Origin of the sequence: Halomonas saccharevitans, assembly GCF_900116405.1 — a bacterium.
In the GTDB taxonomy this organism is placed as follows: Bacteria; Pseudomonadota; Gammaproteobacteria; order Pseudomonadales; family Halomonadaceae; genus Halomonas; species Halomonas saccharevitans.
Window position 1 is genome coordinate 78,604 of the sequence record NZ_FPAQ01000005.1, and the last position, 21,751, is coordinate 100,354.

The 21,751-nt window shown below is 66.0% G+C and carries 20 protein-coding genes and 4 tRNA genes; 17 read left to right on the forward strand and 7 right to left on the reverse strand.

Going from position 1 to position 21,751, the window contains the following annotated elements; genetic code table 11:
• Positions 1–2: 2 nt before the first annotated feature.
• From BM388_RS03940 to BM388_RS03960, 5 genes are all read left to right on the forward strand, one after another.
• A tRNA-Asp gene (locus BM388_RS03940) sits at positions 3–79 on the forward strand.
• 203 nt (positions 80–282) lie between these two features.
• Positions 283–2,295, forward strand: coding sequence for an NADPH-dependent 2,4-dienoyl-CoA reductase (locus BM388_RS03945; RefSeq protein WP_089847438.1), 2,013 nt, complete (start codon positions 283–285; stop codon positions 2,293–2,295).
• A gap of 323 nt (positions 2,296–2,618) precedes the next feature.
• Positions 2,619–4,541: a PrkA family serine protein kinase gene (locus BM388_RS03950; RefSeq protein WP_089847440.1), complete on the forward strand. Its 1,923-nt coding sequence runs from the start codon at positions 2,619–2,621 to the stop codon at positions 4,539–4,541.
• Positions 4,542–4,556: 15 nt separating this feature from the next.
• A complete protein-coding gene (locus tag BM388_RS03955; RefSeq protein ID WP_089847442.1) occupies positions 4,557–5,840 on the forward strand; it encodes a YeaH/YhbH family protein in 1,284 nt (427 codons plus the stop codon).
• Between the two features lie 19 nt (positions 5,841–5,859).
• A complete protein-coding gene (locus BM388_RS03960; protein ID WP_089847444.1) occupies positions 5,860–7,410 on the forward strand; it encodes a SpoVR family protein in 1,551 nt (516 codons plus the stop codon).
• 150 nt (positions 7,411–7,560) lie between these two features.
• Here BM388_RS03960 and BM388_RS03965 read toward each other — a convergent pair whose 3' ends face one another.
• Positions 7,561–7,875: a high-potential iron-sulfur protein gene (locus BM388_RS03965; protein ID WP_089847446.1), complete on the reverse strand. Its 315-nt coding sequence runs from the start codon at positions 7,873–7,875 to the stop codon at positions 7,561–7,563.
• Between the two features lie 440 nt (positions 7,876–8,315).
• Between BM388_RS03965 and BM388_RS03970 the strand changes: the two genes are divergently transcribed.
• Positions 8,316–8,591, forward strand: coding sequence for an Lrp/AsnC family transcriptional regulator (locus BM388_RS03970; RefSeq protein WP_089847448.1), 276 nt, complete (start codon positions 8,316–8,318; stop codon positions 8,589–8,591).
• Between the two features lie 54 nt (positions 8,592–8,645).
• Positions 8,646–9,512 (forward strand): DNA/RNA non-specific endonuclease, encoded by an 867-nt coding sequence (locus tag BM388_RS03975; RefSeq protein WP_089847450.1) that lies wholly within the window; start codon positions 8,646–8,648, stop codon positions 9,510–9,512.
• Between the two features lie 168 nt (positions 9,513–9,680).
• On the opposite strand, the gene BM388_RS03980 is transcribed toward BM388_RS03975, so the two are convergent.
• From BM388_RS03980 to BM388_RS03990, 3 genes are all read right to left on the reverse strand, one after another.
• Positions 9,681–9,767: transfer RNA gene (locus BM388_RS03980), tRNA-Leu, on the reverse strand.
• Between the two features lie 42 nt (positions 9,768–9,809).
• Positions 9,810–9,896: transfer RNA gene (locus BM388_RS03985), tRNA-Leu, on the reverse strand.
• A gap of 78 nt (positions 9,897–9,974) precedes the next feature.
• A tRNA-Leu gene (locus BM388_RS03990) sits at positions 9,975–10,061 on the reverse strand.
• Between the two features lie 236 nt (positions 10,062–10,297).
• Between BM388_RS03990 and rnr the strand changes: the two genes are divergently transcribed.
• The 9 genes from rnr to BM388_RS04035 all read left to right on the forward strand — a co-directional run bounded on the left by rnr (position 10,298) and on the right by BM388_RS04035 (position 18,032).
• On the forward strand, positions 10,298–12,682 hold the full coding sequence (rnr, locus tag BM388_RS03995) for a ribonuclease R (RefSeq protein WP_089847452.1): 2,385 nt from the start codon (positions 10,298–10,300) through the stop codon (positions 12,680–12,682).
• Positions 12,682–13,500 carry a 23S rRNA (guanosine(2251)-2'-O)-methyltransferase RlmB gene (gene rlmB / locus BM388_RS04000; RefSeq protein WP_089847454.1) on the forward strand — a complete coding sequence of 273 codons (819 nt, stop codon included), beginning with the start codon at positions 12,682–12,684 and terminating at the stop codon, positions 13,498–13,500. Before rnr ends, rlmB begins: the two co-directional genes overlap by 1 nt.
• A gap of 171 nt (positions 13,501–13,671) precedes the next feature.
• Positions 13,672–14,043 carry a 30S ribosomal protein S6 gene (gene rpsF, locus BM388_RS04005; RefSeq protein ID WP_089847456.1) on the forward strand — a complete coding sequence of 124 codons (372 nt, stop codon included), beginning with the start codon at positions 13,672–13,674 and terminating at the stop codon, positions 14,041–14,043.
• A 33-nt stretch (positions 14,044–14,076) separates the two neighbouring features.
• The gene (gene rpsR / locus BM388_RS04010; protein ID WP_016853668.1) at positions 14,077–14,304 is read left to right on the forward strand and encodes a 30S ribosomal protein S18; all 228 of its coding nucleotides are present in this window, start codon (positions 14,077–14,079) and stop codon (positions 14,302–14,304) included.
• Between the two features lie 12 nt (positions 14,305–14,316).
• Complete coding sequence (locus BM388_RS04015) at positions 14,317–15,168, forward strand: YybS family protein (RefSeq protein ID WP_089847458.1); 852 nt, start codon at positions 14,317–14,319, stop codon at positions 15,166–15,168.
• Positions 15,169–15,184: 16 nt separating this feature from the next.
• Complete coding sequence (gene rplI, locus BM388_RS04020; protein WP_089847460.1) at positions 15,185–15,631, forward strand: 50S ribosomal protein L9; 447 nt, start codon at positions 15,185–15,187, stop codon at positions 15,629–15,631.
• A 213-nt stretch (positions 15,632–15,844) separates the two neighbouring features.
• Positions 15,845–17,233 (forward strand): replicative DNA helicase, encoded by a 1,389-nt coding sequence (gene dnaB / locus BM388_RS04025; RefSeq protein WP_089847462.1) that lies wholly within the window; start codon positions 15,845–15,847, stop codon positions 17,231–17,233.
• Positions 17,234–17,303: 70 nt separating this feature from the next.
• Positions 17,304–17,597, forward strand: coding sequence for a hypothetical protein (locus BM388_RS04030; protein ID WP_089847464.1), 294 nt, complete (start codon positions 17,304–17,306; stop codon positions 17,595–17,597).
• 132 nt (positions 17,598–17,729) lie between these two features.
• A complete protein-coding gene (locus tag BM388_RS04035) occupies positions 17,730–18,032 on the forward strand; it encodes a DUF6482 family protein (protein WP_089847466.1) in 303 nt (100 codons plus the stop codon).
• Between the two features lie 41 nt (positions 18,033–18,073).
• Here the strand turns inward: BM388_RS04035 and BM388_RS04040 are convergent, their stop codons facing one another.
• A complete protein-coding gene (locus BM388_RS04040) occupies positions 18,074–18,481 on the reverse strand; it encodes a thiol-disulfide oxidoreductase DCC family protein (RefSeq protein WP_089847468.1) in 408 nt (135 codons plus the stop codon).
• Complete coding sequence (locus tag BM388_RS04045) at positions 18,478–20,094, reverse strand: cryptochrome/photolyase family protein (RefSeq protein WP_089847471.1); 1,617 nt, start codon at positions 20,092–20,094, stop codon at positions 18,478–18,480. Before BM388_RS04045 ends, BM388_RS04040 begins: the two co-directional genes overlap by 4 nt.
• Before the next feature lie 144 nt (positions 20,095–20,238).
• Here BM388_RS04045 and hemH point away from each other — a divergent pair, with 144 nt between their 5' ends.
• On the forward strand, positions 20,239–21,327 hold the full coding sequence (hemH, locus tag BM388_RS04050) for a ferrochelatase (RefSeq protein ID WP_089847473.1): 1,089 nt from the start codon (positions 20,239–20,241) through the stop codon (positions 21,325–21,327).
• A gap of 25 nt (positions 21,328–21,352) precedes the next feature.
• On the opposite strand, the gene BM388_RS04055 is transcribed toward hemH, so the two are convergent.
• Positions 21,353–21,736 (reverse strand): Na+/H+ antiporter subunit G, encoded by a 384-nt coding sequence (locus tag BM388_RS04055; RefSeq protein WP_089847475.1) that lies wholly within the window; start codon positions 21,734–21,736, stop codon positions 21,353–21,355.
• Positions 21,737–21,751 lie beyond the last annotated feature (15 nt).

A 21,751-nucleotide genomic window follows, 5' to 3' on the forward strand; every position in this document is an offset into this window, starting at 1 on the left:
GCGGACCGGTAGTTCAGTTGGTTAGAATGCCGGCCTGTCACGCCGGAGGTCGCGGGTTCGAGTCCCGTCCGGTCCGCCATCTGCACACGAATTCTTCAGCCCCGATACCTCTTGGTCTCGGGGCTGTTTCGTTTCACGCCCTCCTGAGCCTGCTCTATCCTGATTTTCCCTCGGCTGTTCGCCTACTTTTCGAACGCATGTGCGATGAATCTTTGCGTCCTGCGCCGCGACTATCATACAGTTGTTTGAAATCGTCGCCGTTTCGACCATGAGGATCCTGCCGTGAGTGCTTACCCCCAGCTGTTCCGCCCCCTGCGGGTCGGCCACCTGACGCTTCCCAATCGGGTGCTGATGGGCTCGATGCACACCAACCTCGAGGAGGCCCCCGGGGGCTTCGAGCGGCTGGCGGCCTTCTATGCCGAGCGGGCCCGGGAGGGAGTGGGGCTGATCGTCACCGGCGGCATCGCACCGCTCGCCGAGGGCGCCGTCTTCCAGGGCGCCGCGACCCTCGAACAGCCCGAGCAGGTGGCGGAGCATCGTCGCGTGGTCGAGGGCGTGCACGAGGCCGGTGGGCGCATCTGTCTGCAGATCCTGCATGCCGGCCGCTATGCCTATACCCCGGAGTTGGTGGCACCGTCGCCGATCCAGTCGCCGATCACCCCTTTCACGCCGCGTGAGCTCACGAGCGACGAGGTGGAGGCGCGCATCGAGGCCTACGTGCGCTGCGCCACGCTGGCACGCCAGGCCGGCTATGACGGGGTCGAGGTGATGGGCTCTGAGGGCTATCTCATCAATCAGTTCATCTGTCCACGCACCAACCATCGAGACGACGCCTGGGGCGGCAGCTTCGAGCGCCGCATCCGTTTCGCCGTCGAGATCGTGCGGCGCATCCGCGACGCGGTGGGCGATGAGTTCCTGCTGATCTTTCGCCTGTCGATGATCGATCTGGTGGAGGAGGGCAGCAGCCGCGAGGAGGTCCTGGCACTCGGGCGCGCGATCGAGGCCGCCGGCGCCGACCTGATCAATACCGGCATCGGCTGGCATGAGGCGCGAGTGCCGACCATCGTCACCAGCGTGCCGCGCGCCGCCTTCACCGAGGTGACGCGGCGCATGCGCGAAGCACTCGGCGTGCCACTGATCACCACCAACCGCATCAACATGCCCGATGTGGCTGAGCGGGTGCTGGCCGAGGGGCATGCCGATATGGTCTCCATGGCGCGCCCCTTCCTGGCCGATCCGGCCTGGGTGAGCAAGGCCGCCGCCGGGCGCGACGACGAGATCAATACCTGCATCGCCTGCAACCAGGCCTGCCTGGACCAGGTTTTCCTGGGTCGGCTCACCTCCTGCCTGGTCAATCCACGCGCCTGTCATGAGACCGAGCTGGTCGTCACGCCGACCGAGCGCTCGAGGTGCGTCGCCGTGGTGGGCGGCGGCCCGGCGGGGCTCGCCGCGGCCGTGACCGCCGCCGAGCGGGGGCATGCGGTCACTCTTTTCGAGCGCGCCAGCGAACTGGGCGGCCAGTTCAATCATGCGCGGCGCATCCCCGGCAAGGAGGAGTTCGACGAGACCCTGCGCTACTACCGGGTGATGCTCGACAAGCATGACGTGGAGGTGCGGCTGAACGTCGAGGCCGGGGTCGAGGAGTTGCGCGCCTTCGACGCGGTGGTCCTGGCCACCGGCGTGCGCCCTCGCCGGCTCGCGCTGCCGGGCATCGATCACGCCATGGTGATGAGCTACCCCGAGGCCATCACCCATCCCGAGCGGGTCGGGGCGCGGGTCGCGATCATCGGCGCCGGCGGCATCGGCTTCGACGTGGCGGAGCTGCTGACGCATGCCGGTCACTCCTCCCTGGATGTCTCGGCCTGGTGCGACGAATGGGGCGTGGATCTCGACCTGGCCCAGCCCGGCGGACTCAAGGCGGCGCGACCGCCCGCGACCCCGCGCCGGGTCTTCCTGCTGCAGCGCCGGGCCTCGCGGCCCGGCAAGGGGCTCGGCAAGACCACCGGCTGGGTCCATCGCGCCTCGCTTCGCCATCGCGGGGTCGAGATGATCGCCGACTGCGAGTACGTCGGCATCGACGATGACGGCCTGGCGCTGCGCGTCGGGGGCGAGCCGCGCCGGCTCGAGGTTGATACCGTGGTGGTGTGTGCCGGTCAGGAGCCGGTGCGGGAGCTGCTCCAGCCGCTGCGCGCCGCCGGGGTGGCCGTGCACGTGATCGGCGGAGCCGACGAGGCCGCCGAGCTCGATGCCCGGCGGGCCATCGCCCAGGGCACTCGTCTCGCCGCGGGCCTCTGAGGCGCCGAGCGGCACCCGTCCTGGTGGGCCGCTCGGCCACGCTTCGCCTCGTTCCTCTCGCCCCGCCCGCGATCGGCCCTGAGCGTCTCTCCCTGTCCGCTGGCCGCCGGTGTCTCCGGCGGCCAGCGTCGTTGCAGCGTTTAATCTCTCGACGATCTTCATGAACCGACGGACGTTCCCGGGCTCTCAGGGATGAGGGCTCGGGAGCGTTGATTGGTGGGCTAAACCGTTATCCGCTGATGCTGACTACGCTGATGAGACCCTACCCGGCTTTTTATCACCACGTCGTCGTGGCCGGGGAATCGGGCTTTAAGGAGGCATCGATGAGCATCTTCGACCATGTGCAGAGCCGCTTCTCTCGCGTCCAGCAGGAAGAGATGAGCCTGCAGGAGTACCTGGAACTCTGTCGCCGAGAACCGGTGGCCTACGCCACTGCCGCCGAGCGGATGCTGGAGGCCATCGGCGCACCGGAGGTGATCGACACCGCCAAGGATTCGCGACTGTCGCGCATCTTCTCCAACAAGGTGATTCGCCGCTACCCGGCCTTCGCCGAATTCTACGGCATGGAGGAGGCCATCGAGCAGATCGTCGCCTACTTCCGCCACGCCGCCCAGGGGCTCGAGGAGCGCAAGCAGATCCTCTATCTGCTGGGGCCGGTGGGCGGCGGCAAGTCGTCGCTGGCGGAGCGCCTCAAGCTGCTGATGGAGAAGGTGCCCTTCTATGCCATCAAGGACTCCCCGGTCTATGAATCGCCGCTGGGGCTGTTCTCCCCCGAGGAAGACGGTGAGCTGCTGGAGAAGGAGTACGGCATTCCCCAGCGCTACCTGAGGAGCGTGATGTCGCCCTGGGCCGCCAAGCGACTCAAGGAGCGCGGCGGCGATATTTCCCAGTTCCGGGTGGTGCGCCTCTACCCCTCGCGGCTCAACCAGATCGCCATCTCCAAGACCGAGCCTGGCGACGAGAACAATCAGGACATCTCCTCGCTGGTCGGCAAGGTGGATATCCGCCAGCTCGAGCTCTATTCCCAGGATGACCCGGACGCCTACAGCTTCTCCGGCGGCCTGTGCCGCGCCAACCAGGGGCTGATGGAGTTCGTCGAGATGTTCAAGGCGCCGATCAAGGTGCTGCATCCGCTGCTGACGGCGACCCAGGAGGGCAACTACAACCCCACCGAGGGCATGGGGGCGATACCCTTCGACGGGGTGGTGCTCGCTCACTCCAACGAGAGCGAGTGGCAGACCTTCCGCAACAACCGCAACAACGAGGCCTTCCTCGACCGGGTCTACATGGTCAAGGTGCCCTACTGCCTGCGGGTCACCGAAGAGATCAACATCTACAAGAAGCTGCTCGAGCACTCGTCGCTCAACGAGGCGCCCTGTGCCCCGGATACCCTGCGCATGCTGGCCCAGTTCACGGTGCTCTCGCGACTCAAGGAGCCCGAGAACTCCAGCATCTACTCCAAGATGCGGGTCTACGACGGCGAGAACCTCAAGGACACCGACCCCAAGGCCAAGTCGATCCAGGAGTATCGCGACAGTGCCGGTGTCGACGAGGGCATGGAGGGGCTGTCCACGCGCTTCGCCTTCAAGATCCTCTCCAAGGTGTTCAACTTCGACAATCACGAGGTGGCGGCCAACCCGGTACACCTGCTCTACGTGCTCGAGCAGCGCCTGGAACAGGAACAGTTACCCCGCGAGACCTTCGAGCGCTATCTGCGCTTCATCAAGGAGTTCCTGGCCCCGCGCTACGTCGACTTCATCGGCAAGGAGATCCAGACCGCCTACCTCGAGTCCTACTCCGAGTACGGCCAGAACATCTTCGATCGCTACGTCACCTATGCCGACTTCTGGATCCAGGACCAGGAGTACCGTGATCCCGAGACCGGTGAGTTCCTCGATCGTCAGGCCTTGAACGAGGAGCTGGAGAAGATCGAGAAGCCGGCCGGTATCTCCAATCCCAAGGACTTCCGTCACGAGGTGGTCAACTTCGTGCTGCGGGCCCGGGCCCAGAACAACGGCATGAACCCCAGCTGGCAGTCCTACGAGAAGCTCCGGGGGGTGATCGAGCACAAGATGTTCGCCAACACCGAGGAGCTCCTGCCGGTGATCTCCTTCAATGCCAAGGCCTCGACCTCGGACCAGAAGAAGCACGAGGATTTCGTGGCGCGGATGGTCGACCGTGGCTACACCGAGAAGCAGGTGCGGCTGCTCTCCGAGTGGTACCTGCGGGTGCGCAAGTCGCAGTAGGGCGAGGAGGTCGCCATGACCTATTTCATCGATCGACGAGCCAATGCCAAGCACAAGAGCGCGGTCAATCGACAGCGCTTCCTCGACCGCTATCGTACCCGCATCAAGCGGTCGGTCGAGGAGGCGGTGAACCGCCGCTCGATCACTGACATGGAGCGGGGCGAGAAGGTCTCGATCCCGGCGCGGGACATTTCCGAGCCGGTCTTCCAGCATGGTCCGGGGGGTGAGCGCGCCATCGTCGCCCCCGGCAACAAGGAGTTCGTCGAGGGGGATCGGCTGCGTCGCCCCGGCGGCGGAGGCGGCGGCGACGGCTCGGGAGAGGGGAGTGCCTCCAACCAAGGCGAGGGGGTGGACGAGTTCGCCTTCACCCTGTCGCGGGAGGAGTTTCTCGACTTCGTCTTCGACGGCCTCGAGCTCCCCCATCTGGAGCGCAAGAACCTGGTGGACCTCGACGAGGTGCGTCAGGTGCGAGCGGGGGTCTCCCGGGACGGGACGCCGGCGCGCATCAACATCGTGCGCTCTATGCGAGAGGCCCAGGCGCGGCGCATCGCCATGCGCGCGCCGATTCGTCGGGCCCTGCGCGAAGCCGTGGAGGCGCTGGCCGAGGAGGAGCGCAAGGATCCGGTGCTGCGCAATCCGGCCCGTATCAGTGAGCTCAAGGAGGAGATCGAGCGGCTGGAGAAGCGCCTCGAGGCGGTGCCCTTCATCGATACCTACGACCTGCGCTACAACAACCTGATCGATCAGCCCCAGCCGTCGAGCAAGGCGGTGATGTTCTGCGTGATGGACGTTTCGGGCTCGATGACTCAGGCCCACAAGGACATCGCCAAGCGCTTCTATCTGTTGCTCTACCTGTTCCTGGAACGCAACTACGAGAAGGTCGAGCTGGTCTTCGTGCGCCATCACACCGCGGCCAAGGAGGTCGACGAGGAGGAGTTCTTCTACTCGCGGGAGACCGGCGGCACCATCGTCTCCAGCGCCCTGACCCTGGTCGATGAGATCATCGAGGCGCGCTATCCCGCCGGGCAGTGGAACCTCTATGTGGCGCAGGCCTCCGACGGGGACAACTGGGACGACGACTCCGTCGCCTGCCGCAAGCTGCTGGTCGAGCGCCTGATGCCGAGGCTCCAGTACTTCACCTACGTGGAGATCACGCCCCATGCCCATCAGGCGCTGTGGGAGGAGTATGAGCGCGTGGAGGCCGAGTATGACAAGCGCTTCGCAATGCGCCAGATCGTCGAGGCCGGTGATATCTATCCGGTCTTCCGCGAGCTGTTCAAGCGCCGAGTCGCCCCCTGAGGCGGCCTGAGGAGGCAGCATGACCCGACGTCAGCCCATCGCCACCGGCTCCGACTGGAACTTCGAGATCCTCGACGCCTTCGAGCACGAGATCGCTCGCCTGGCCGACGAGTATCGCCTGGACACCTACCCCAACCAGATCGAGGTCATCACCACCGAGCAGATGATGGATGCCTACGCCAGCGTGGGTATGCCGGTGGGTTACCACCACTGGTCCTTCGGCAAGCAGTTCCTGGCCGTTGAGCAGGCCTATCGCCGCGGCCAGATGGGCCTGGCCTACGAGCTGGTCATCAATTCCGATCCCTGCATCGCCTACCTGATGGAGGAGAACACCCTGATGATGCAGGTGCTGGTCATGGCGCACGCCTGCTATGGCCACAACTCCTTCTTCAAGGGCAACTACCTGTTTCGCACCTGGACGGACGCTCCCTCCATCGTCGACTACCTGGTGTTTGCCCGGAAGTACATCAGCGAGTGCGAGGAACGCCACGGCGTTGAGGCGGTCGAGCAGCTGCTGGATGCCTGCCACGCCCTGCAGAACTACGGGGTCGATCGCTACAAGCGGCCCTCGCCGGTCTCCGCGGAGGAGGAGTCGCGCCGCCAGACGGAGCGCGAGGAGCACCTCCAGGCGCAGGTCAACATGCTGTGGCGCACCATTCCCGGGAGGCCGCGCGGCGATGCCCTGGCCGGCATGGTCGATGAAGAAGATCCGCTGGGCCTGCACGGTGGTGGACGCTATCCGCCCGAGCCCCAGGAGAACCTGCTTTACTTCATCGAGAAGAACGCGCCACTGCTGGCCCCCTGGCAGCGCGAGGTGGTGCGCATCGTGCGCAAGCTGGCTCAGTACTTCTACCCCCAGCGTCAGACTCAGGTGATGAACGAAGGCTGGGCCTGCTTCTGGCACTACACCCTGATGAATCGTCTCTACGAAGAAGGCCTGGTGGACGAGGGGCTGATGCTGGAGTTCCTGCAGTCCCACACCTCGGTGGTGCAGCAGCCGGCCTTCGACAGCCCCTACTTCAGCGGCATCAACCCTTACGCGCTGGGCTTCGCCATCTTCACCGACCTCAAGCGCATCTGCGAGGCCCCAACCCAGGAGGATCGCGAATGGTTCCCCGATACCGCCGGCAGTGACTGGCGCGAGACCCTGGAATTCGCGATGCGCAACTTCAAGGACGAGTCCTTCATCCAGCAGTTCCTCTCACCCAAGGTGATGCGCGACCTCAAGCTGTTCATGGTGGTCGACGACGATCAGGAGGAGATGCTCGAGGTGGCGGCGATCCACGACGAGCGCGGCTATCGACGCCTACGCGACTCCCTGTCCGTCCAGTACGCCCTGGCGGTGCGCGAGCCCAACATCCAGGTCTACGCGGCGGATATCCGCGGCGACCGCTCGCTGACCCTGCGTCACGTTCAGGACGGTCGTCGGCCGCTGGCGCGCAGCGTCTACCCGGTCATCCGTCACCTCCACCAGCTATGGGGCTTCCCGGTGCGGCTGGAATCGGTGGAAAACGACGAGGTGGTGCGCCGCTACCACTGGCCCCTGGCCGAGGAGGAGCGGCGCGAGTGACGGTGCTCGGGCGGCTGCCCTAGAAGGAGCCGCTGTCCGGGAACGAGCAGCCCTGGAAAATCGCCTGAAACGAACGGCCTGGTGACAGGCCCTGAAATGAAAAGACCCGCGCCGTGGCGCGGGTCTTGTGTGTCGGCGTGCGACGTCGACTCAGGCCTGGGCCGTCCAGGACTGGCACCAGCCACCGGGCTCGACACTGTTCTGGGGGAAAAGCTGACAGCCCTGGCTATCCGCCTGGTAGAACATGCAGTTTTCGCACAGTTCGCCTTCTTCGTAGGCGGGGTGGTCGCTGGCCTCACTGGCGACCTTGACGTAGTTCAGGGCCTTGGCCTGTTCGGCGCTGGGGTCCAGGGCGGGCAGTTCCTGTGCGAAGGCGCTCTTGGACAGGATGCCGGCACCCAGGGGCAGGGCAGCGAGGCCCAGCAGGCTGTTACGCATGAAGTCACGACGATTGCGATCGGCCATGGTCTCTCCTTGTCATCACGGTAGGGATGAATCGTGGCGGGGCATGCTTGGTGCCCGCGCTTATTGATCGCTTCTGGTTTCGAGCGACGGCTATTCTATGTCTTGTCTGTCTATGTCTTGCTTCCCGACTCTGGCGGTTCGGGCCTTGCATGTCGCGCCAGTCGCGACGGTGGCGTGCCGCGCCACCTTTGATCCGACAGGCATTCGCCAGCGGAGTTCGCCCGACCCATGATAGTCAACTGAATGAGGCATCGCGAATCGCGCACGGTCACTGCGGCAATCCGTCACGTGGTCAGGCACTTGCGCGCCGATAGCCGGCGGTCGCCAAGCTGCCGGTGCAGCGCCCGCGACGGCGCTGCTATACTCGCGCCAGCGGCGGTGGCCTGCCGTCCGACCGGTACATGACGTGCGCGATAGCGCCTTTGACAGGGAGAAGTGCGATGCAGAATGCCGTGATTCTGATCAATGCCGACAAGGGCCAGGTCAAGGCCGTGGCCGAGCGGCTGGCCGAGGTCGAGGGTGTCAGCGAGGTCTACTCCACCTGTGGGCGCTACGACCTGGTGGCCATCGCGCGGACTCGCGACTTCGAGAGCCTGGCTGAGCTGGTTACCGGGCGGCTTAATGCCGTCGAAGGCATCCGCGACACCGAAACCCTCAACGCCATGCAGGTGCACTCCCGCCACGACCTGGAGACCATGTTCTCGCTGGGTTGGTGATGAGCCCGCGAGTCACAAGGCCACGGAGTGGGCGAAAAGAAGGGTGGTTCGAATATGGCAGCACGTCGGGGGCGTATCGCCCATCGCTGGCGGCATCGGGTGCGTCGCTTCGCTATCACGGCCCTCTTCCTGGCGGTTGCCACGGGGCTCTGGCATTTTCAGGAACGTGAGCTTCGCGATGGCCTGAGCTGGCAGGGGGTGACGACCTGGGAGGATCTGACGCCGCTGACCTTCCACCGCGTGCTACGCAACGACGGCTTCCTGGTGGGCTGGTCCGATGTGCGCGTCAATCCGCTGTGGGTCAGCTACCTGCTGCAGCGTGTCGACGATCCCTCCTCCGGGCCTCGCCCCGGCTTTCGCCGCGACTGGCGCGCGCTCTGGCCGATCTCCACGGAGAGCTACTTCGGCAGCGGCTACGATCGCGGGCATCTCGCGCCCAACTACGCCATCGCGGCGGTGCATGGCCGCGGGGCCCAGCGCGATACCTTCCTGATGAGCAACATGTCGCCCCAGCGGCCCGAGCTCAATCGACGCCTCTGGCAGCGGCTCGAGGAGGTGGTGATGGATCACTTCGTACCACGCTTCGCCGCCCTGCAGGTGATTACCGGCCCGATCTTCCCCGCGCGTTTCCAGGATAACGTGCTCAATCGCGTCGGCCTGGTGGAGGTGCCCCAGGCCTTCTATAAGATCCTGGTGGTGCCGGGCGATGAGCCCCGTGCGCTGGCTTTCATCATGCCGCAGCGTGTCTCGGGCGACGAGCCGCTGGACGACTTCCTGGTGAGCATCGACGAGGTGGAGGCGCGCACCGGCCTGGACTTCCTGCCGCAACTCGCGCCGGCGTCGGCCGAGGCGTTAGAGGCGCGGGTCGATACCGCCGGCTGGGGGCTCGAGGCGGTGGCCAGGCTGCCCGGGCGCTTCTGAGCGGCCGACGATCCCGATGGTCATCATCCCGGGCAGGGCGTCAGGGTGGCGCCGGATGAGGTGGCATCAAAGACAGGCACGGGAAAGACAGGCACAAAAAAACCGCGATCCAGTGTCGCGGTTTCCTGTAGGGCATCGATGTAAGGCTCGTCTGCATGACGCGAGAAGTGGTGCCCAGGAGAGGACTTGAACCTCCACATCCGTAAGGATACTAGCACCTGAAGCTAGCGCGTCTACCAATTCCGCCACCTGGGCGCATCATGCTGTCGTCGTGTTCGGGCGCATCGCATGGAGCGATGGTGCCCAGGAGAGGACTTGAACCTCCACATCCGTAAGGATACTAGCACCTGAAGCTAGCGCGTCTACCAATTCCGCCACCTGGGCGAACACGAATGACTCGAGCTGACAAAGAGCGTGGGAGTGAACTCCCGGATATCCGATCGAAGATCGACGGGATATCGATGGTGCCCAGAAGAGGACTTGAACCTCCACGTCCGTTAGGACACTAGCACCTGAAGCTAGCGCGTCTACCAATTCCGCCATCTGGGCAAGCGAGGCGTATGGTACCGGATTCATTCGGTGATGCAAGCGGGAGAGCGATGGAAAAGCCGGTTTTTTTGTAGCCGGCCGGGAGTTCGTGGCGCCACCATGGTTGGGTGATGGGGGCGCCAGCGCTATACTGCGCGCATGACAAACTACACGAAACGCCAGATGCCACGCGCCGGACGCCGTCCCGGCGCTCTTTTGATCACGCTGCCCATGATGCCGCCAAGGATGCCTTCCGCATGACCCACTGGACGCTCAGCGACGATCCGCACGCGAAACGCGAAGCTCACAAGTACGACAAGCCTGCACCCAGCCGAGAATACCTGCTGGCGCGTCTCGAAGAGGCCGGCAAGCCGCTGACCCACGAGGCGATGAGTCAACAGCTGGGTCTCGAGGACGAGGACCTCCAGGAGGCGGTGCGGCGTCGCCTGGCGGCGATGGAGCGCGATGGGCAGGTGCTGCGCAATCGGCGCAACGCCTATGCGCTGATCGACAAGCTCGATCTGATCAAGGGCAAGGTACTTGGGCATCGTGACGGCTTCGGCTTCCTGCTGCGCGATGACGGCAAGAAACCGGATCTGGTCATGCCGCCCCGCCAGATGCGTCGCGTCTTCCACGGCGACCACGTGCTGGTGCGCGTCAGCGGCCGCGATCGCCGTGGGCGCGACGAGGCGACCATCGTCGAGGTGCTGGCGCGCAACACCCAGGAGATCGTCGGCGTCTATCGGGCCAACACGCCGGAATTCGGGGTGTTGATTCCCGAGAACCCGCGCATCACCCAGGAGATCATCATCCCCCACAGCGCCTGTGGTGGCGCGCAGGATGGCCAGGTGATCTCCGCGAAGATCACCCAGCAGCCCGAGACCCGGGTGCAGCCGGTGGGCGAAGTGATCGAGGTGCTTGGCGAGCGCATGGATCCCGGCATGGAGATCGACATCGCCATCCGCAGCTACGAGATTCCCGCCGAGTTTCCGCCCGAGGTCAACGATCAGATTGCCGGCATGTCGGCCGAGGTGGATGAGGCAGACAAGGGGAACCGCATCGACCTGCGTCACGTGCCGCTGGTGACCATCGATGACGAGACCGCCAAGGACTTCGATGACGCCGTCTGCGCCTGGAAGACCAAGTCGGGCAGCTGGAAGCTGCTGGTGGCCATCGCCGACGTCTCCCACTACGTGCGTCCGGGCAGCGCCCTGGATCAGGAGGCCATCACCCGCGGCAATTCGGTCTACTTCCCGGGGCAGGTGGTGCCGATGCTGCCGGAGCTGCTCTCCAACGGGCTCTGCTCGCTGAACCCGGCCGTCGATCGCCTGGCGCTGGTCTGCGAGATGAACATCTCCCAGAGCGGGGCGATCAGCCGCTACCGCTTCTACGAGGCGGTCTTCCAGTCTCACGCGCGCCTGACCTATAACAAGGTCGCCTCCATCCTCGACGACGAGGGCGAGCAGGGCGAAGCCCTGCGCGAGGAGTACAGCGAGCTGGTGCCGTCACTGAAGAACCTGCACTCGCTCTACCAGCTGCTGCGCGAGGCCCGCGTGGAGCGCGGTGCCCTCGACTTCGAGACCACCGAGACGGCGATCGTCTTCAACGACGAGCGCAAGATCGAGAAGATCGTGCCGCGCAGTCGTAACGACGCCCACAAGATCATCGAGGAGTGCATGCTGGCGGCCAACGTCGCCACGGCGCGCTTCCTCGACAAGCACGACCTGCCGGCGCTCTACCGCATCCACGAGAAGCCCTCGCCGGAGCGGCTCGACAAGCTGCGCCTGTTCCTCAACGAGCTGGGCCTGTCGCTGCCGGGCGGCGACGACCCGAGTCCCCAGGACTATCGCGACCTGGCCGAGGCCATCAAGGGCCGCGACGACGCCGACGTGATCCAGACCGTGATGCTGCGCTCGATGAGCCGGGCGGTCTATTCGCCGCAGAACGACGGCCACTTCGGCCTGGCCTATCCGGCCTATGCGCACTTTACCTCGCCGATCCGCCGCTATCCGGACCTGCTGGTCCACCGCGCCATCCGCTCGGTGATTCGCGGGCCGCGCCAGACCAATACCGTGCTGCGCGCCGAGGGCGCCGCGGTCGAGCCGCCGAGCAAGTGGTCGCCCTACACCTTCGAGCAGATGCTCGAACTCGGTGAGCACTGCTCGATGACCGAGCGCCGTGCCGATGACGCCACCCGCGACGTCGAGGACTGGCTCAAGTGCGAGTTCATGTCCGACAAGCTCGGCGAGGTCTACGACGGCAGCATCGCCTCGGTGACCCAGTTCGGCATTTTCGTGCGCCTCGACGAGGTGTACGTCGAGGGGCTGGTGCACGTCACCTCGCTGCCCTCCGACTACTACCACTACGAGCCCGAGAAGCATCGCCTCAAGGGCGAGCGCAGCGGGATCAGCTATCGCCTCGGCGACGGTGTCTCCGTGCAGGTGGCCCGCGTCGACCTCGACGACCGCAAGATCGATTTCGAGCTGGCCGACGAGAAGCCGCGTCCCAAGCGCCAGCCGCGCAAGCCTCGCGGCGGCTCGGGTGGCGGCGGCGGCGCCGACAAGGGCAGCCGGTCCGACGACAAGGCGGGCAAGGGCGGCAAGCGTCGCCGCGGCCCGCGGCGGTCGAAGGGCCGCGGCTGATGGCGGCAGGGCACAGGAAACCCCGCGCCTCTCGCGGCGCCCCGCGTCGGGCGCCGTCGACGCCCGGCGGGCTCGAGGCCGTGTTCGGCGTGCACGCGGTGCGGGCGCTGCTCGATCGTGGTGAGACGCCCCGTGAGGTCTGGGTGCAGGAGGGCAGCGCCGGGGCCCGCCTGGCCGATCTGGTCGAGGCCGCGCGCCAGGGCGGCGCGCGCCTGCAGTCACGGCCCCGTGACGAGCTCGACCAGCTCGCCCAGGGGGCTTCTCATCAGGGCATCATCGCCTTTGCCACCCCGCTCGCCTTCGAGGGCGAGGCCTCGCTGTGGCTCAGGCTCGAGGGCTGGCCGCATGCGGCGCCGCCGCTGCTGCTGGTGCTCGACGGCGTCACCGACGTGCACAACTTTGGCGCCTGCCTGCGCAGCGCCGATGCCGCCGGGGTCCACGGCGTCATCGTGCCCAAGGACAAGGCGGCGCCGCTCAATGCCGCGGTGCGCAAGGTGTCCTGCGGGGCCGCCGAGAGCATGCCGGTCTATCAGGTCACCAACCTGGCGCGGACCCTGGCCAAGATGAAGGAGTTGGGGGTGTGGATCACCGGCACCGCCGGCGAGGCCGAGGCGAGCCTCTATGAGGCCGACTTCACCGGCCCCGCAGCCCTGGTGATGGGCGCCGAGGGCAAGGGCATGCGACGACTGACCCGCGAGGGCTGCGATACCCTGGTCAAGTTGCCCATGGCCGGCAGCGTCTCCAGCCTCAACGTCTCGGTGGCCACCGGCATCTGCCTGTTCGAGGCGGTGCGCCAGCGACAGGGCAAAAGCCGCTGAGCAGCCGCACCTTGCCAGTCGGGCCGCAGATCATTAGAATACCTGCGCCCGCTCGCCTTGCGAGTGGGTATTCCTGTCTTCTGACAACCCGTCTTTTGACAATCACTCCTTGCTTCCCCTGAGCGACCCGAGGTTGCCACTGTGGAAGCTGCCAAACCGCAAGGAGATCCCATGCGTCACTACGAGATCGTCTTCATGGTCCACCCGGACCAGAGCGAACAGGTCCCGGCCATGGTCGAGCGCTACACCGGCCTCGTCACCGAGAACGGCGGCACCGTGCATCGCCTCGAAGATTGGGGCCGTCGCCACATGGCCTACCCGATCAACAAGATCCACAAGGCTCACTACGTGCTGATGAACGTCGAGTGCAGCGGTGAGACTCTCGATGAAATCGAGAACATCTTCCGCTTCAACGATGCCATCATCCGCAGCCTGGTGGTTCGCGCCAAGGAAGCCGTCACCGAGGCCTCTCCGATGATGAAGCCGGTGGAAGAGAAGCGTGTCCGTCGCGACGAGAAGCCGCGCAGCACCGAATCCGCCTGAGCACACCCATCGCACCTCTGAAGGAGTCTTCCCATGGCACGCTTTTTCCGTCGCCGCAAGTTCTGCCGCTTTACCGCTGAAGGCGTGAAGCAGATCGACTACAAGGATCTGGACACGCTCAAGGCCTACATCACCGAGACCGGCAAGATCGTTCCCAGCCGCATCACCGGGACCAAGGCCCGTTACCAGCGCCAGCTGTCCACCGCCATCAAGCGGGCACGCTATCTGGCACTGCTGCCCTACACCGACAGCCACCAGTAAGCACTGCGCGTGATGTTGCCCGTCGCCCGCTGGATGATGCGCGGCACGCCCTACGCGGCTCTCGGAGCCGCCGCGGGCATCGCCATTCCCTGGCTGTTCTGGCTGGGGGCCGCCGTGGTGGCCCTGGTCACGCTGCGCCAGGGTATGGCCGCCTCGCTGCCGGTGATTCTCGCCGCGGCGATACCCGCCGGCCTCTGGTGGACCCAGGGAGACGTCATTCCGCTCGCCAGCGTGCTGCTGGTGACGCTGATGGCGGTGGTGCTGCGTGCCCGTCTGAGCTGGAGTGAGGCGATCATCGCCGGCACCCTGGCCGGGTCGGGCATGATCCAGCTGGGCATCTTCCTGCCGCCGGGCGGGGCCGCCTTCGTGCTGGAGCAGCTGCGCCAGGGCTCGCCGGACATCGCGGCGATGCTCAGCGAGCTCTCGGCTCAGGGCATGGACACCGAGCAGCTGGCCGGCCTGATGATCAGCGGCGTGACCGCGCTGATCGTGCTGCTCGCCGCCGTGGCCTGCCTGGCCCTGGCGCGGGGCTGGCAGGCCGGGCTCTACAACCCGGGCGGGTTTCGCGAGGAGTTCCACGCGCTGCGCCTGGCGCCCCGCGAGCTCGTCCTGCTGGTGCTGCTCGGGATTCTCGGCGGCGTGCTGGGGCTTCCGGCCCTGGGCATGCTGGCCTGGGTACCGCTGCTGGTGGCCGGCATCGCGCTGGTGCATGGTTTTATCGGATTGAAGGGAATGAACGGGCTGTGGCTGGTCGCCTTCTATGTGCTGCTGATCACCACCTGGCCCATGATTCTCATTGTGCTGCTCATGGCCTTCATCGACACGTTCGCGGATTTCCGTGGACGACTGGCCCGCAGCCACTGACAAGAGGTTTACGAGAATGGACGTCATTCTGCTCGACAAGATTGGCAAGCTGGGCGGTCTGGGTGACCAGGTCACCGTCAAGCCCGGTTACGGCCGCAACTACCTGGTGCCCTACGGTCTCGCCGTTCCGGCCACCAAGGACAACATCGAGGCCTTCCAGGCGCAGCGTGCCGAGCTCGAGGCCGAGGCCGCCGAGCGCAAGGCCGTCGCCGAGGCGCGTGCCGAACAGCTCAACGACATCGAACTCTCTCTGGTCTCCAAGGCCGGCGACGAGGGCAAGCTGTTCGGTTCCATCGGTCCGCGCGATCTGGCCGATGCCATCTCCAGCGCCGGGATCGAAGTGGCCAAGAGCGAAGTGCGCATGCCGCAAGGCCCGATCCGCCAGACCGGCGAGTACGACATCGACCTGCGCCTGCATGCCGAAGTCGACGCCACTGTGCGCGTGGTGGTAGTGGCCGAGTAAGGCCATGGCCAGCGGCACGCGCTTCGGGGCGTGCCGTGACCAAGGGGGCGAGGAGCGAATCCTCGCCCTTTTTTTCGTCCCCGTTTTTCGTTCCCTGCCTGTCGTCGCGTTTCGTCCCCTGCGCAGGCGCCGGGCGACGCCCGGGCATGGGGTCGCCGCCGCCCATCGGGTAGAATGTGTTGGTCCCGTCTCCCCCCTGAAGGTCCGCGTACCATGAACGAATCTCTTCCCCTCGATCGGGAAACCGCCGCCCTCAAGGTGCCGCCCCACTCCGTGGAGGCCGAGCAGTCGGTGCTCGGTGGCCTGATGCTCGACAACCAGGCGTGGGACAACGTGGCCGACCGCCTGGTGGCGGACGACTTCCATCGCTACGAGCATCGCCTGGTCTTCAACGTCATGGCGAGCCTGGCCGAGTCGGGACGGCCGCTGGACGTGGTGACCCTCTCCGAGGCGCTGGAGGGGCGCGACCAGCTGGATACCGTGGGGGGGCTGGCCTACCTCGCCGAGCTGGCGCGCAACACGCCCTCGGCCAGCAATATCCGCGCCTATGCCGATATCGTTCGCGAGCGCGCCACCCTGCGCAAGCTGATCCGCGCGGCCAGCCAGATCGCCGACGGCGCCTTCAGCCCCCAGGGGCGCCCCGCCGATGAGCTGGTCGACGAGGCTGAGCGGCTGGTCTTCCAGATCAGCGAGGAGCGTCCCAAGTCGGGTGGCCCCATCGGCATGAGCGAGCTTCTGACCAAGGCGGTCGACCGCATCGACGAGCTGTTCAACATGCAGGGCGAGATGACCGGACTCTCGACCGGCTTTCGCGATCTCGACGAGATGACCTCGGGCCTGCAGCCCTCGGATCTGGTGATCATTGCTGGGCGCCCCTCCATGGGCAAGACCACCTTCGCCATGAACCTGGTCGAGCACGCGGTGATCTCCAGCGACAAGCCGGTGATGGTGTTTTCCATGGAGATGCCCGCAGACTCGCTGATGCTGCGCATGCTCTCCTCGCTGGGTCGCATCGACCAGACCCGGGTGCGCACCGGCCAGCTCGAGGACGAGGACTGGCCGCGGCTGACCTCGGCGGTGAACCTGCTCAAGGACAAGCAGTTGTTCATCGACGACACCGCGGCGCTCTCGCCCAGCGAGATGCGCTCGCGCATCCGCCGCGTGGTGCGCGAACAGGGCAACCTGGGACTGATCATGATCGACTATCTGCAGCTGATGCAGATTCCGGGCTTCTCGGAGAACCGGACCGGCGAGATATCTGAGATATCCCGCTCGCTCAAGGGGCTGGCCAAGGAGTTCGGCTGCCCGGTGGTGGCGCTCTCCCAGCTCAACCGCTCCCTGGAGCAGCGTCCCAACAAGCGCCCGGTGATGTCGGACCTGCGCGAGTCCGGCGCCATCGAGCAGGACGCCGATATCATCGGCTTCGTCTATCGTGACGAGGTCTACAATCCGGATAACCCCGACAATCAGGGGCTGGCCGAGGTGATCATCGGCAAGCAGCGTAACGGTCCCATCGGCACGGTGCACATGGCCTTCATCGGCAAGTACACTCGCTTCGAGGACCTGGCGCCGGACAGCTATCGCGAGGCCTTCGGCGAGTGACGGCGTCCTTGAGTCCCGTCGGCGGCCCCGTATAATGCCGTTCCCTTGAACCACACAGGAAGGAGACACCATGGCAGGCGGATTTCGACGCGGCAATCGCCAGCGCATCCCGAAACTCGAGGGGCGCGGCGAGCTCCAGTCGATGGAGCGTGAGGGTCCCTTCAAGGAGTGGCTGGGGATGCCCGATCTCTATCGCTACTACCTGCAGGTGGACGGCGAGGCCTACAGCTATCAGACCGAGGATTCCGAGCTGCCGGTGAAGGTCGGCGACAAGGTGGTGTTCCGCTACAAGGAGACCAAGGCCGGCAAGTGGGTCGACCGCAACTCCCTGGGCAAGGCCATCGATCCCTCCGAATATCAGTAGCGCCGGAACCTCGCCCGGGAGGCCAGGGTCACTGGAAGGACACATCGGCGACACGCGATCGTCATCGGGATGTCTCAGGCTGTCCCGAGCGTGTACTCCGACACTACCGACCGGACATCAGGAGGATGGCCCATGGATTTCCAGGCGTTGAAGGCCTTCGTGGCTCACCACGACAATTTCGAGATACGCGTGATCGGCCACGCCGGCAGCCGCTTCTACCAGGTCGAACTCGAGGATGTGGAGGGAAGCCGCCACATGCTGACGCGTGCCGGCAAGCCGATCCTGTTCCGCTCGCTGGACGATGTCTACAACGAGCTCCGACGTGCCGGCATCCACCGTGCCTATCTCGTGCAGCAGGTGCCCCACGACGAGGTCATCGGGCGCGAGACGCACTACCACGACCCCTTGACCTCGCGCATGCCGCTGGTCTTCTGAGCCAGCGATTGCTGACCGGCCTTTCGAGCCGGTCCTTCGACTCAGCCCCTCGAGCCAGCCTTGCCCCGCCGTTGTAGCCAGCGCCCCAGGCGCAGACGACGGCGGGCGAACCAGCGGTATCCCGCATCCATCATTCCGCCGACCCCCGGCAGGGTGCTCAGCCAGACCAGTCGTCGATAGCCCAGCACCGCATAGAGCGCGCGGCTGGCGTCCATGCCCACGTACCAGCGTCCGTCCTCGTCGCGGACGTGCAGCCGCCCCATCATCGCCGCGAAGCTGCTGTCGAGGCGTTCGGCATCGAAGTCCGGCGCCTGGATATCCACCAGCTTGACGCGTTCACGGCGCGGATGACGCGATAGCCAGGCGACCTCGCGCTGGCACAGCGGGCAGTGGCCGTCGTGAAAGAGGGTCACCGGGGCCCGGGCAAGGAGCGTGGCGCGGCGGCTCATGGCGTCGTCTCCTTGGCGGTGGTGGGGGCGTGGCGGGAGCCGGCATCGCCATAGCCCGCGCGGTGTTCCCCGGCGGGTGCATAGGCGGGCGCGGCATCGAGCTGTTCGAGAAAAGCGCCGGCCTGCTCACGCATGGTGGCGCGCTTGTCATCGCTCATCCGCGACAGGCTGCCGTAGATCAGCTTCATGCGCGGATTGGCGCCGAGGGTCTCGGCGTGGCGCTCGAGGAAGTCCCAGTAGAGGCTGTTGAACGGGCAGGCGTCGGGGCCCGTGACCTTTTTCGGGTCGAAGCGGCAGTGTTGGCAGTGATCCGACATGCGATCGATGTACTTGCCCGAGGCGCAGTAGGGCTTGGAGCCCATCAGCCCGCCGTCGGCGTGCAGCACCATCCCCAGGGTGTTGGGCAGCTCCACCCACTCGCAGGCGTCGGCGTAGACGGCCAGATACCAGTCGCAGAGCGCCTCGGGCGCTACGTCGCAGAGCAGCGCGAAGTTGCCGGTGACCATCAGCCGCTGGATGTGGTGGGCATAGGCGTGGTCGCGGGTCATCTCGATGGCGCGTCGCAGGCAGCGCATCTCGGTCTCGCCGTTCCAGAAGAAGCTCGGCAGGCCGCGGCTGGCGCCCAGGGTGTTGCTGCGCTTGTAGTCGGGCATGCGCGTCCAGTAGAGCCCGCGCACGTACTCCCGCCAGCCCAGCACCTGGCGGATGAAGCCCTCGACGGCATTCAGCGGGGCGCGCCCCTCGGAGTATTCGCGCTCTACGGCCTCGCACACCTCGCGGGGCGAGAGCAGCCCGAGGTTGAGCGCCGCGGCGAGCCGAGAGTGATAGAGGAATGGTTCGCGGTCGCTGATGGCATCCTGGTAGCGCCCGAAGGCGGGCAGCAGGTGCTCGATGAAATGGCGCATGTCGACCAGGGCCTGGCGCCGCGTCACCGGCCAGTGGAAGCCCTCGAGGCTGCCGAAGTGCTCGCCGTAACGCTCGGCCACGAGCATGAGCACCGCCCGGGTGGTGGCGTCGTGGCGATGACGGGGTGGCTTCGGTACCGAGAAATCGGCCGGTAACGGCTCGCGGTTGTCGTGATCGAAGTTCCACTGGCCGCCGACGGGCTCGCCGTTTTCCATCAAGAGACCGGTCTGGCGGCGCATCAGACGATAGAAGTGCTCCTGGCGCGGCGCCTTGCGGCCCCGGGCCCAGGCGTCGAATTCCTCGGGAGTGCTGAAGAAGCGATCGTCCTCGACGAGCCGCCAGGGCAGTTCGGCCTCGGCCCGCTCGCGCATCGCCTGCCACAGCCGCCATTCACCGGGGCGCACCGCGCGAATCTCGTCGCAGCCATAGTGCGCGGCCAGCCGCTCGGCCTCACGGATCAGGTCCTGGGCGTTGTCGTCGTCTCCCAGGGCGCTGTAGTGCACGAAGCGGCCGCGCTCGCGTAGCGACTCGGCGAAGTGGCGCATGGCCGAGAAGATCAGCGCGATCTTCTGGGGGTGGTGGGGCACGTAGCTCGCCTCGGTGCCTACCTCGCACAGGGCGACGATTGCCTCGTCCGGCAGGTCGCGCAGGGTGGCGAGGTCATGGCTCAGCTGGTCGCCGAGGACCAGGATCAGCGGTGTGGTCATGAGTTAGCCAGGAGTTGTACAAATGGTTGCCATAGTATAACTCGATTCCGCGTTGGTGCCCGTCGATGGTAGGCTTTACCCTGCATCGCACACCGCGATCCCCTTCACCCGTGCTTCCACAAGTGCTATCACAAGGATGACCCCATGGCCGCCTCCGAGACGCCGCTCGCCGCCTCCGACCACGACCAGCCCAGGGCGGACCGCCCGCCCCACGCTCCCGCCGATCATCCCGCCGTTGCGCGGGGCAAGGTGGGCGTGGTGCTGGCGAATCTCGGCACGCCGGATGCCACCGACTACTGGTCGATGCGCCGCTACCTGAGCGAGTTTCTTTCCGACAAGCGGGTCGTCGACTACCCCGACTGGAAGTGGCAGCCGCTGCTGCAGCTGATCATCCTCTCGCGCCGGCCGTTCAAGTCCGGCGAGGCCTATCGGGGGATCTGGAACACCGAGAAGAACGAGAGTCCGCTGCTGACCACCACTCGGGAGCAGACACGCAAGGTGGCCGAGGAGCTGACTGAACGCCACGGCGACAAGGTGGTGGTGGATTTCTGCATGCGCTACGGCAATCCCTCCACCGATAGCGTGCTGCGCCGTCTGCAGGCCGAGGGCTGTGAGCGAATACTCTTCTTCCCGCTCTACCCCCAGTACGCCGGGCCGACCACGGCCACCGCCAACGATCAGGCCTTTCGCACCCTGATGAAGCTCAAGTGGCAGCCGTCGCTGCGCACCGTGCCGGCCTACTTCGAACACCCCGCCTATCTCGACGCCCTGGCGAGCTCGGTACGCGAGGCTTATGAGGCCGCCGAGACGCCCCCGGAGGTGCTGGTGGCCTCCTACCATGGCGTGCCCAAGCGCTACCTGCTGGAGGGCGACCCCTACCACTGCCAGTGCCAGAAGACCACGCGCCTGCTGCGCGAGCGCCTGGGCTGGGACGAGCAGGCCGTGCAGACGGCCTTCCAGTCGAAGTTCGGTCCCGAGGAGTGGGTGGGGCCGGCCACCGTGGAGCACGTCGCCGAGCTGGCCCGCCAGGGCAAGAAGCACATCGCGGTGGTCTCGCCGGCCTTCTCGGCCGACTGCGTGGAGACCCTCGAGGAGATCGAGGAGGAGATCCGCGACGCCTTCCTCGAGGCCGGCGGCGAGACCTTCACCTACATTCCCTGCCTGAACGCTCGCGACGATCACATCGCCGCGCTGCTCTCGGTGATCGAGAACGAGCTTGGCGGTTGGGTCTAGTGGCGCGCCGGCGCGGTGGCTGCGGTCACCGCTCCGGGTGTGGGACGGGCTTCTCGCCGACCTCCTCGCGATAGAGCTCCACGGGCTTGCCGAGGGTCTTGGGCACGTGCTTGAGCTTGAGGTGAAGGCCCGTCTTGGCCAGCAGGTGGGCGCTCACCGGTGCGGTGATGAACAAAAACAGGGTGATCAGCATCTCCTGGATGATGGGTTCGCCCTGGGTGGTCGAGAAGTAGAGCATCGAGCTGATCAGGATGCAGCCGATCCCCAGGGTGGTCGCCTTGGTCGGCCCGTGCAGGCGCATGTAGAAGTCGCGCAGGTGGGCCATGCCCAGCGAGCCGATGAAGGCGAAGAGCCCCCCGGCGATCAGGAAGAAGGCGATGACGCCCTCGAGTATGACGAAGAAGTTCATGATGGCTCCGACGTT

Excerpts from the sequence above, each read along its gene's own strand:
- BM388_RS03950 (WP_089847440.1), top strand. The coding sequence starts at position 2,619 with ATGAGCATCTTCGACCATGTGCAGAGCCGCTTCTCTCGCGTCCAGCAG.
- BM388_RS03955 (WP_089847442.1), top strand. The coding sequence starts at position 4,557 with ATGACCTATTTCATCGATCGACGAGCCAATGCCAAGCACAAGAGCGCG.
- BM388_RS03960 (WP_089847444.1), top strand. The coding sequence starts at position 5,860 with ATGACCCGACGTCAGCCCATCGCCACCGGCTCCGACTGGAACTTCGAG.
- BM388_RS03965 (WP_089847446.1), bottom strand. The coding sequence starts at position 7,875 with ATGGCCGATCGCAATCGTCGTGACTTCATGCGTAACAGCCTGCTGGGC.
- BM388_RS03970 (WP_089847448.1), top strand. The coding sequence starts at position 8,316 with ATGCAGAATGCCGTGATTCTGATCAATGCCGACAAGGGCCAGGTCAAG.
- BM388_RS03975 (WP_089847450.1), top strand. The coding sequence starts at position 8,646 with ATGGCAGCACGTCGGGGGCGTATCGCCCATCGCTGGCGGCATCGGGTG.
- rnr (WP_089847452.1), top strand. The coding sequence starts at position 10,298 with ATGACCCACTGGACGCTCAGCGACGATCCGCACGCGAAACGCGAAGCT.
- rlmB (WP_089847454.1), top strand. The coding sequence starts at position 12,682 with ATGGCGGCAGGGCACAGGAAACCCCGCGCCTCTCGCGGCGCCCCGCGT.
- rpsF (WP_089847456.1), top strand. The coding sequence starts at position 13,672 with ATGCGTCACTACGAGATCGTCTTCATGGTCCACCCGGACCAGAGCGAA.
- rpsR (WP_016853668.1), top strand. The coding sequence starts at position 14,077 with ATGGCACGCTTTTTCCGTCGCCGCAAGTTCTGCCGCTTTACCGCTGAA.
- BM388_RS04015 (WP_089847458.1), top strand. The coding sequence starts at position 14,317 with ATGTTGCCCGTCGCCCGCTGGATGATGCGCGGCACGCCCTACGCGGCT.
- rplI (WP_089847460.1), top strand. The coding sequence starts at position 15,185 with ATGGACGTCATTCTGCTCGACAAGATTGGCAAGCTGGGCGGTCTGGGT.
- dnaB (WP_089847462.1), top strand. The coding sequence starts at position 15,845 with ATGAACGAATCTCTTCCCCTCGATCGGGAAACCGCCGCCCTCAAGGTG.
- BM388_RS04030 (WP_089847464.1), top strand. The coding sequence starts at position 17,304 with ATGGCAGGCGGATTTCGACGCGGCAATCGCCAGCGCATCCCGAAACTC.
- BM388_RS04035 (WP_089847466.1), top strand. The coding sequence starts at position 17,730 with ATGGATTTCCAGGCGTTGAAGGCCTTCGTGGCTCACCACGACAATTTC.
- BM388_RS04040 (WP_089847468.1), bottom strand. The coding sequence starts at position 18,481 with ATGAGCCGCCGCGCCACGCTCCTTGCCCGGGCCCCGGTGACCCTCTTT.
- BM388_RS04045 (WP_089847471.1), bottom strand. The coding sequence starts at position 20,094 with ATGACCACACCGCTGATCCTGGTCCTCGGCGACCAGCTGAGCCATGAC.
- hemH (WP_089847473.1), top strand. The coding sequence starts at position 20,239 with ATGGCCGCCTCCGAGACGCCGCTCGCCGCCTCCGACCACGACCAGCCC.
- BM388_RS04055 (WP_089847475.1), bottom strand. The coding sequence starts at position 21,736 with ATGAACTTCTTCGTCATACTCGAGGGCGTCATCGCCTTCTTCCTGATC.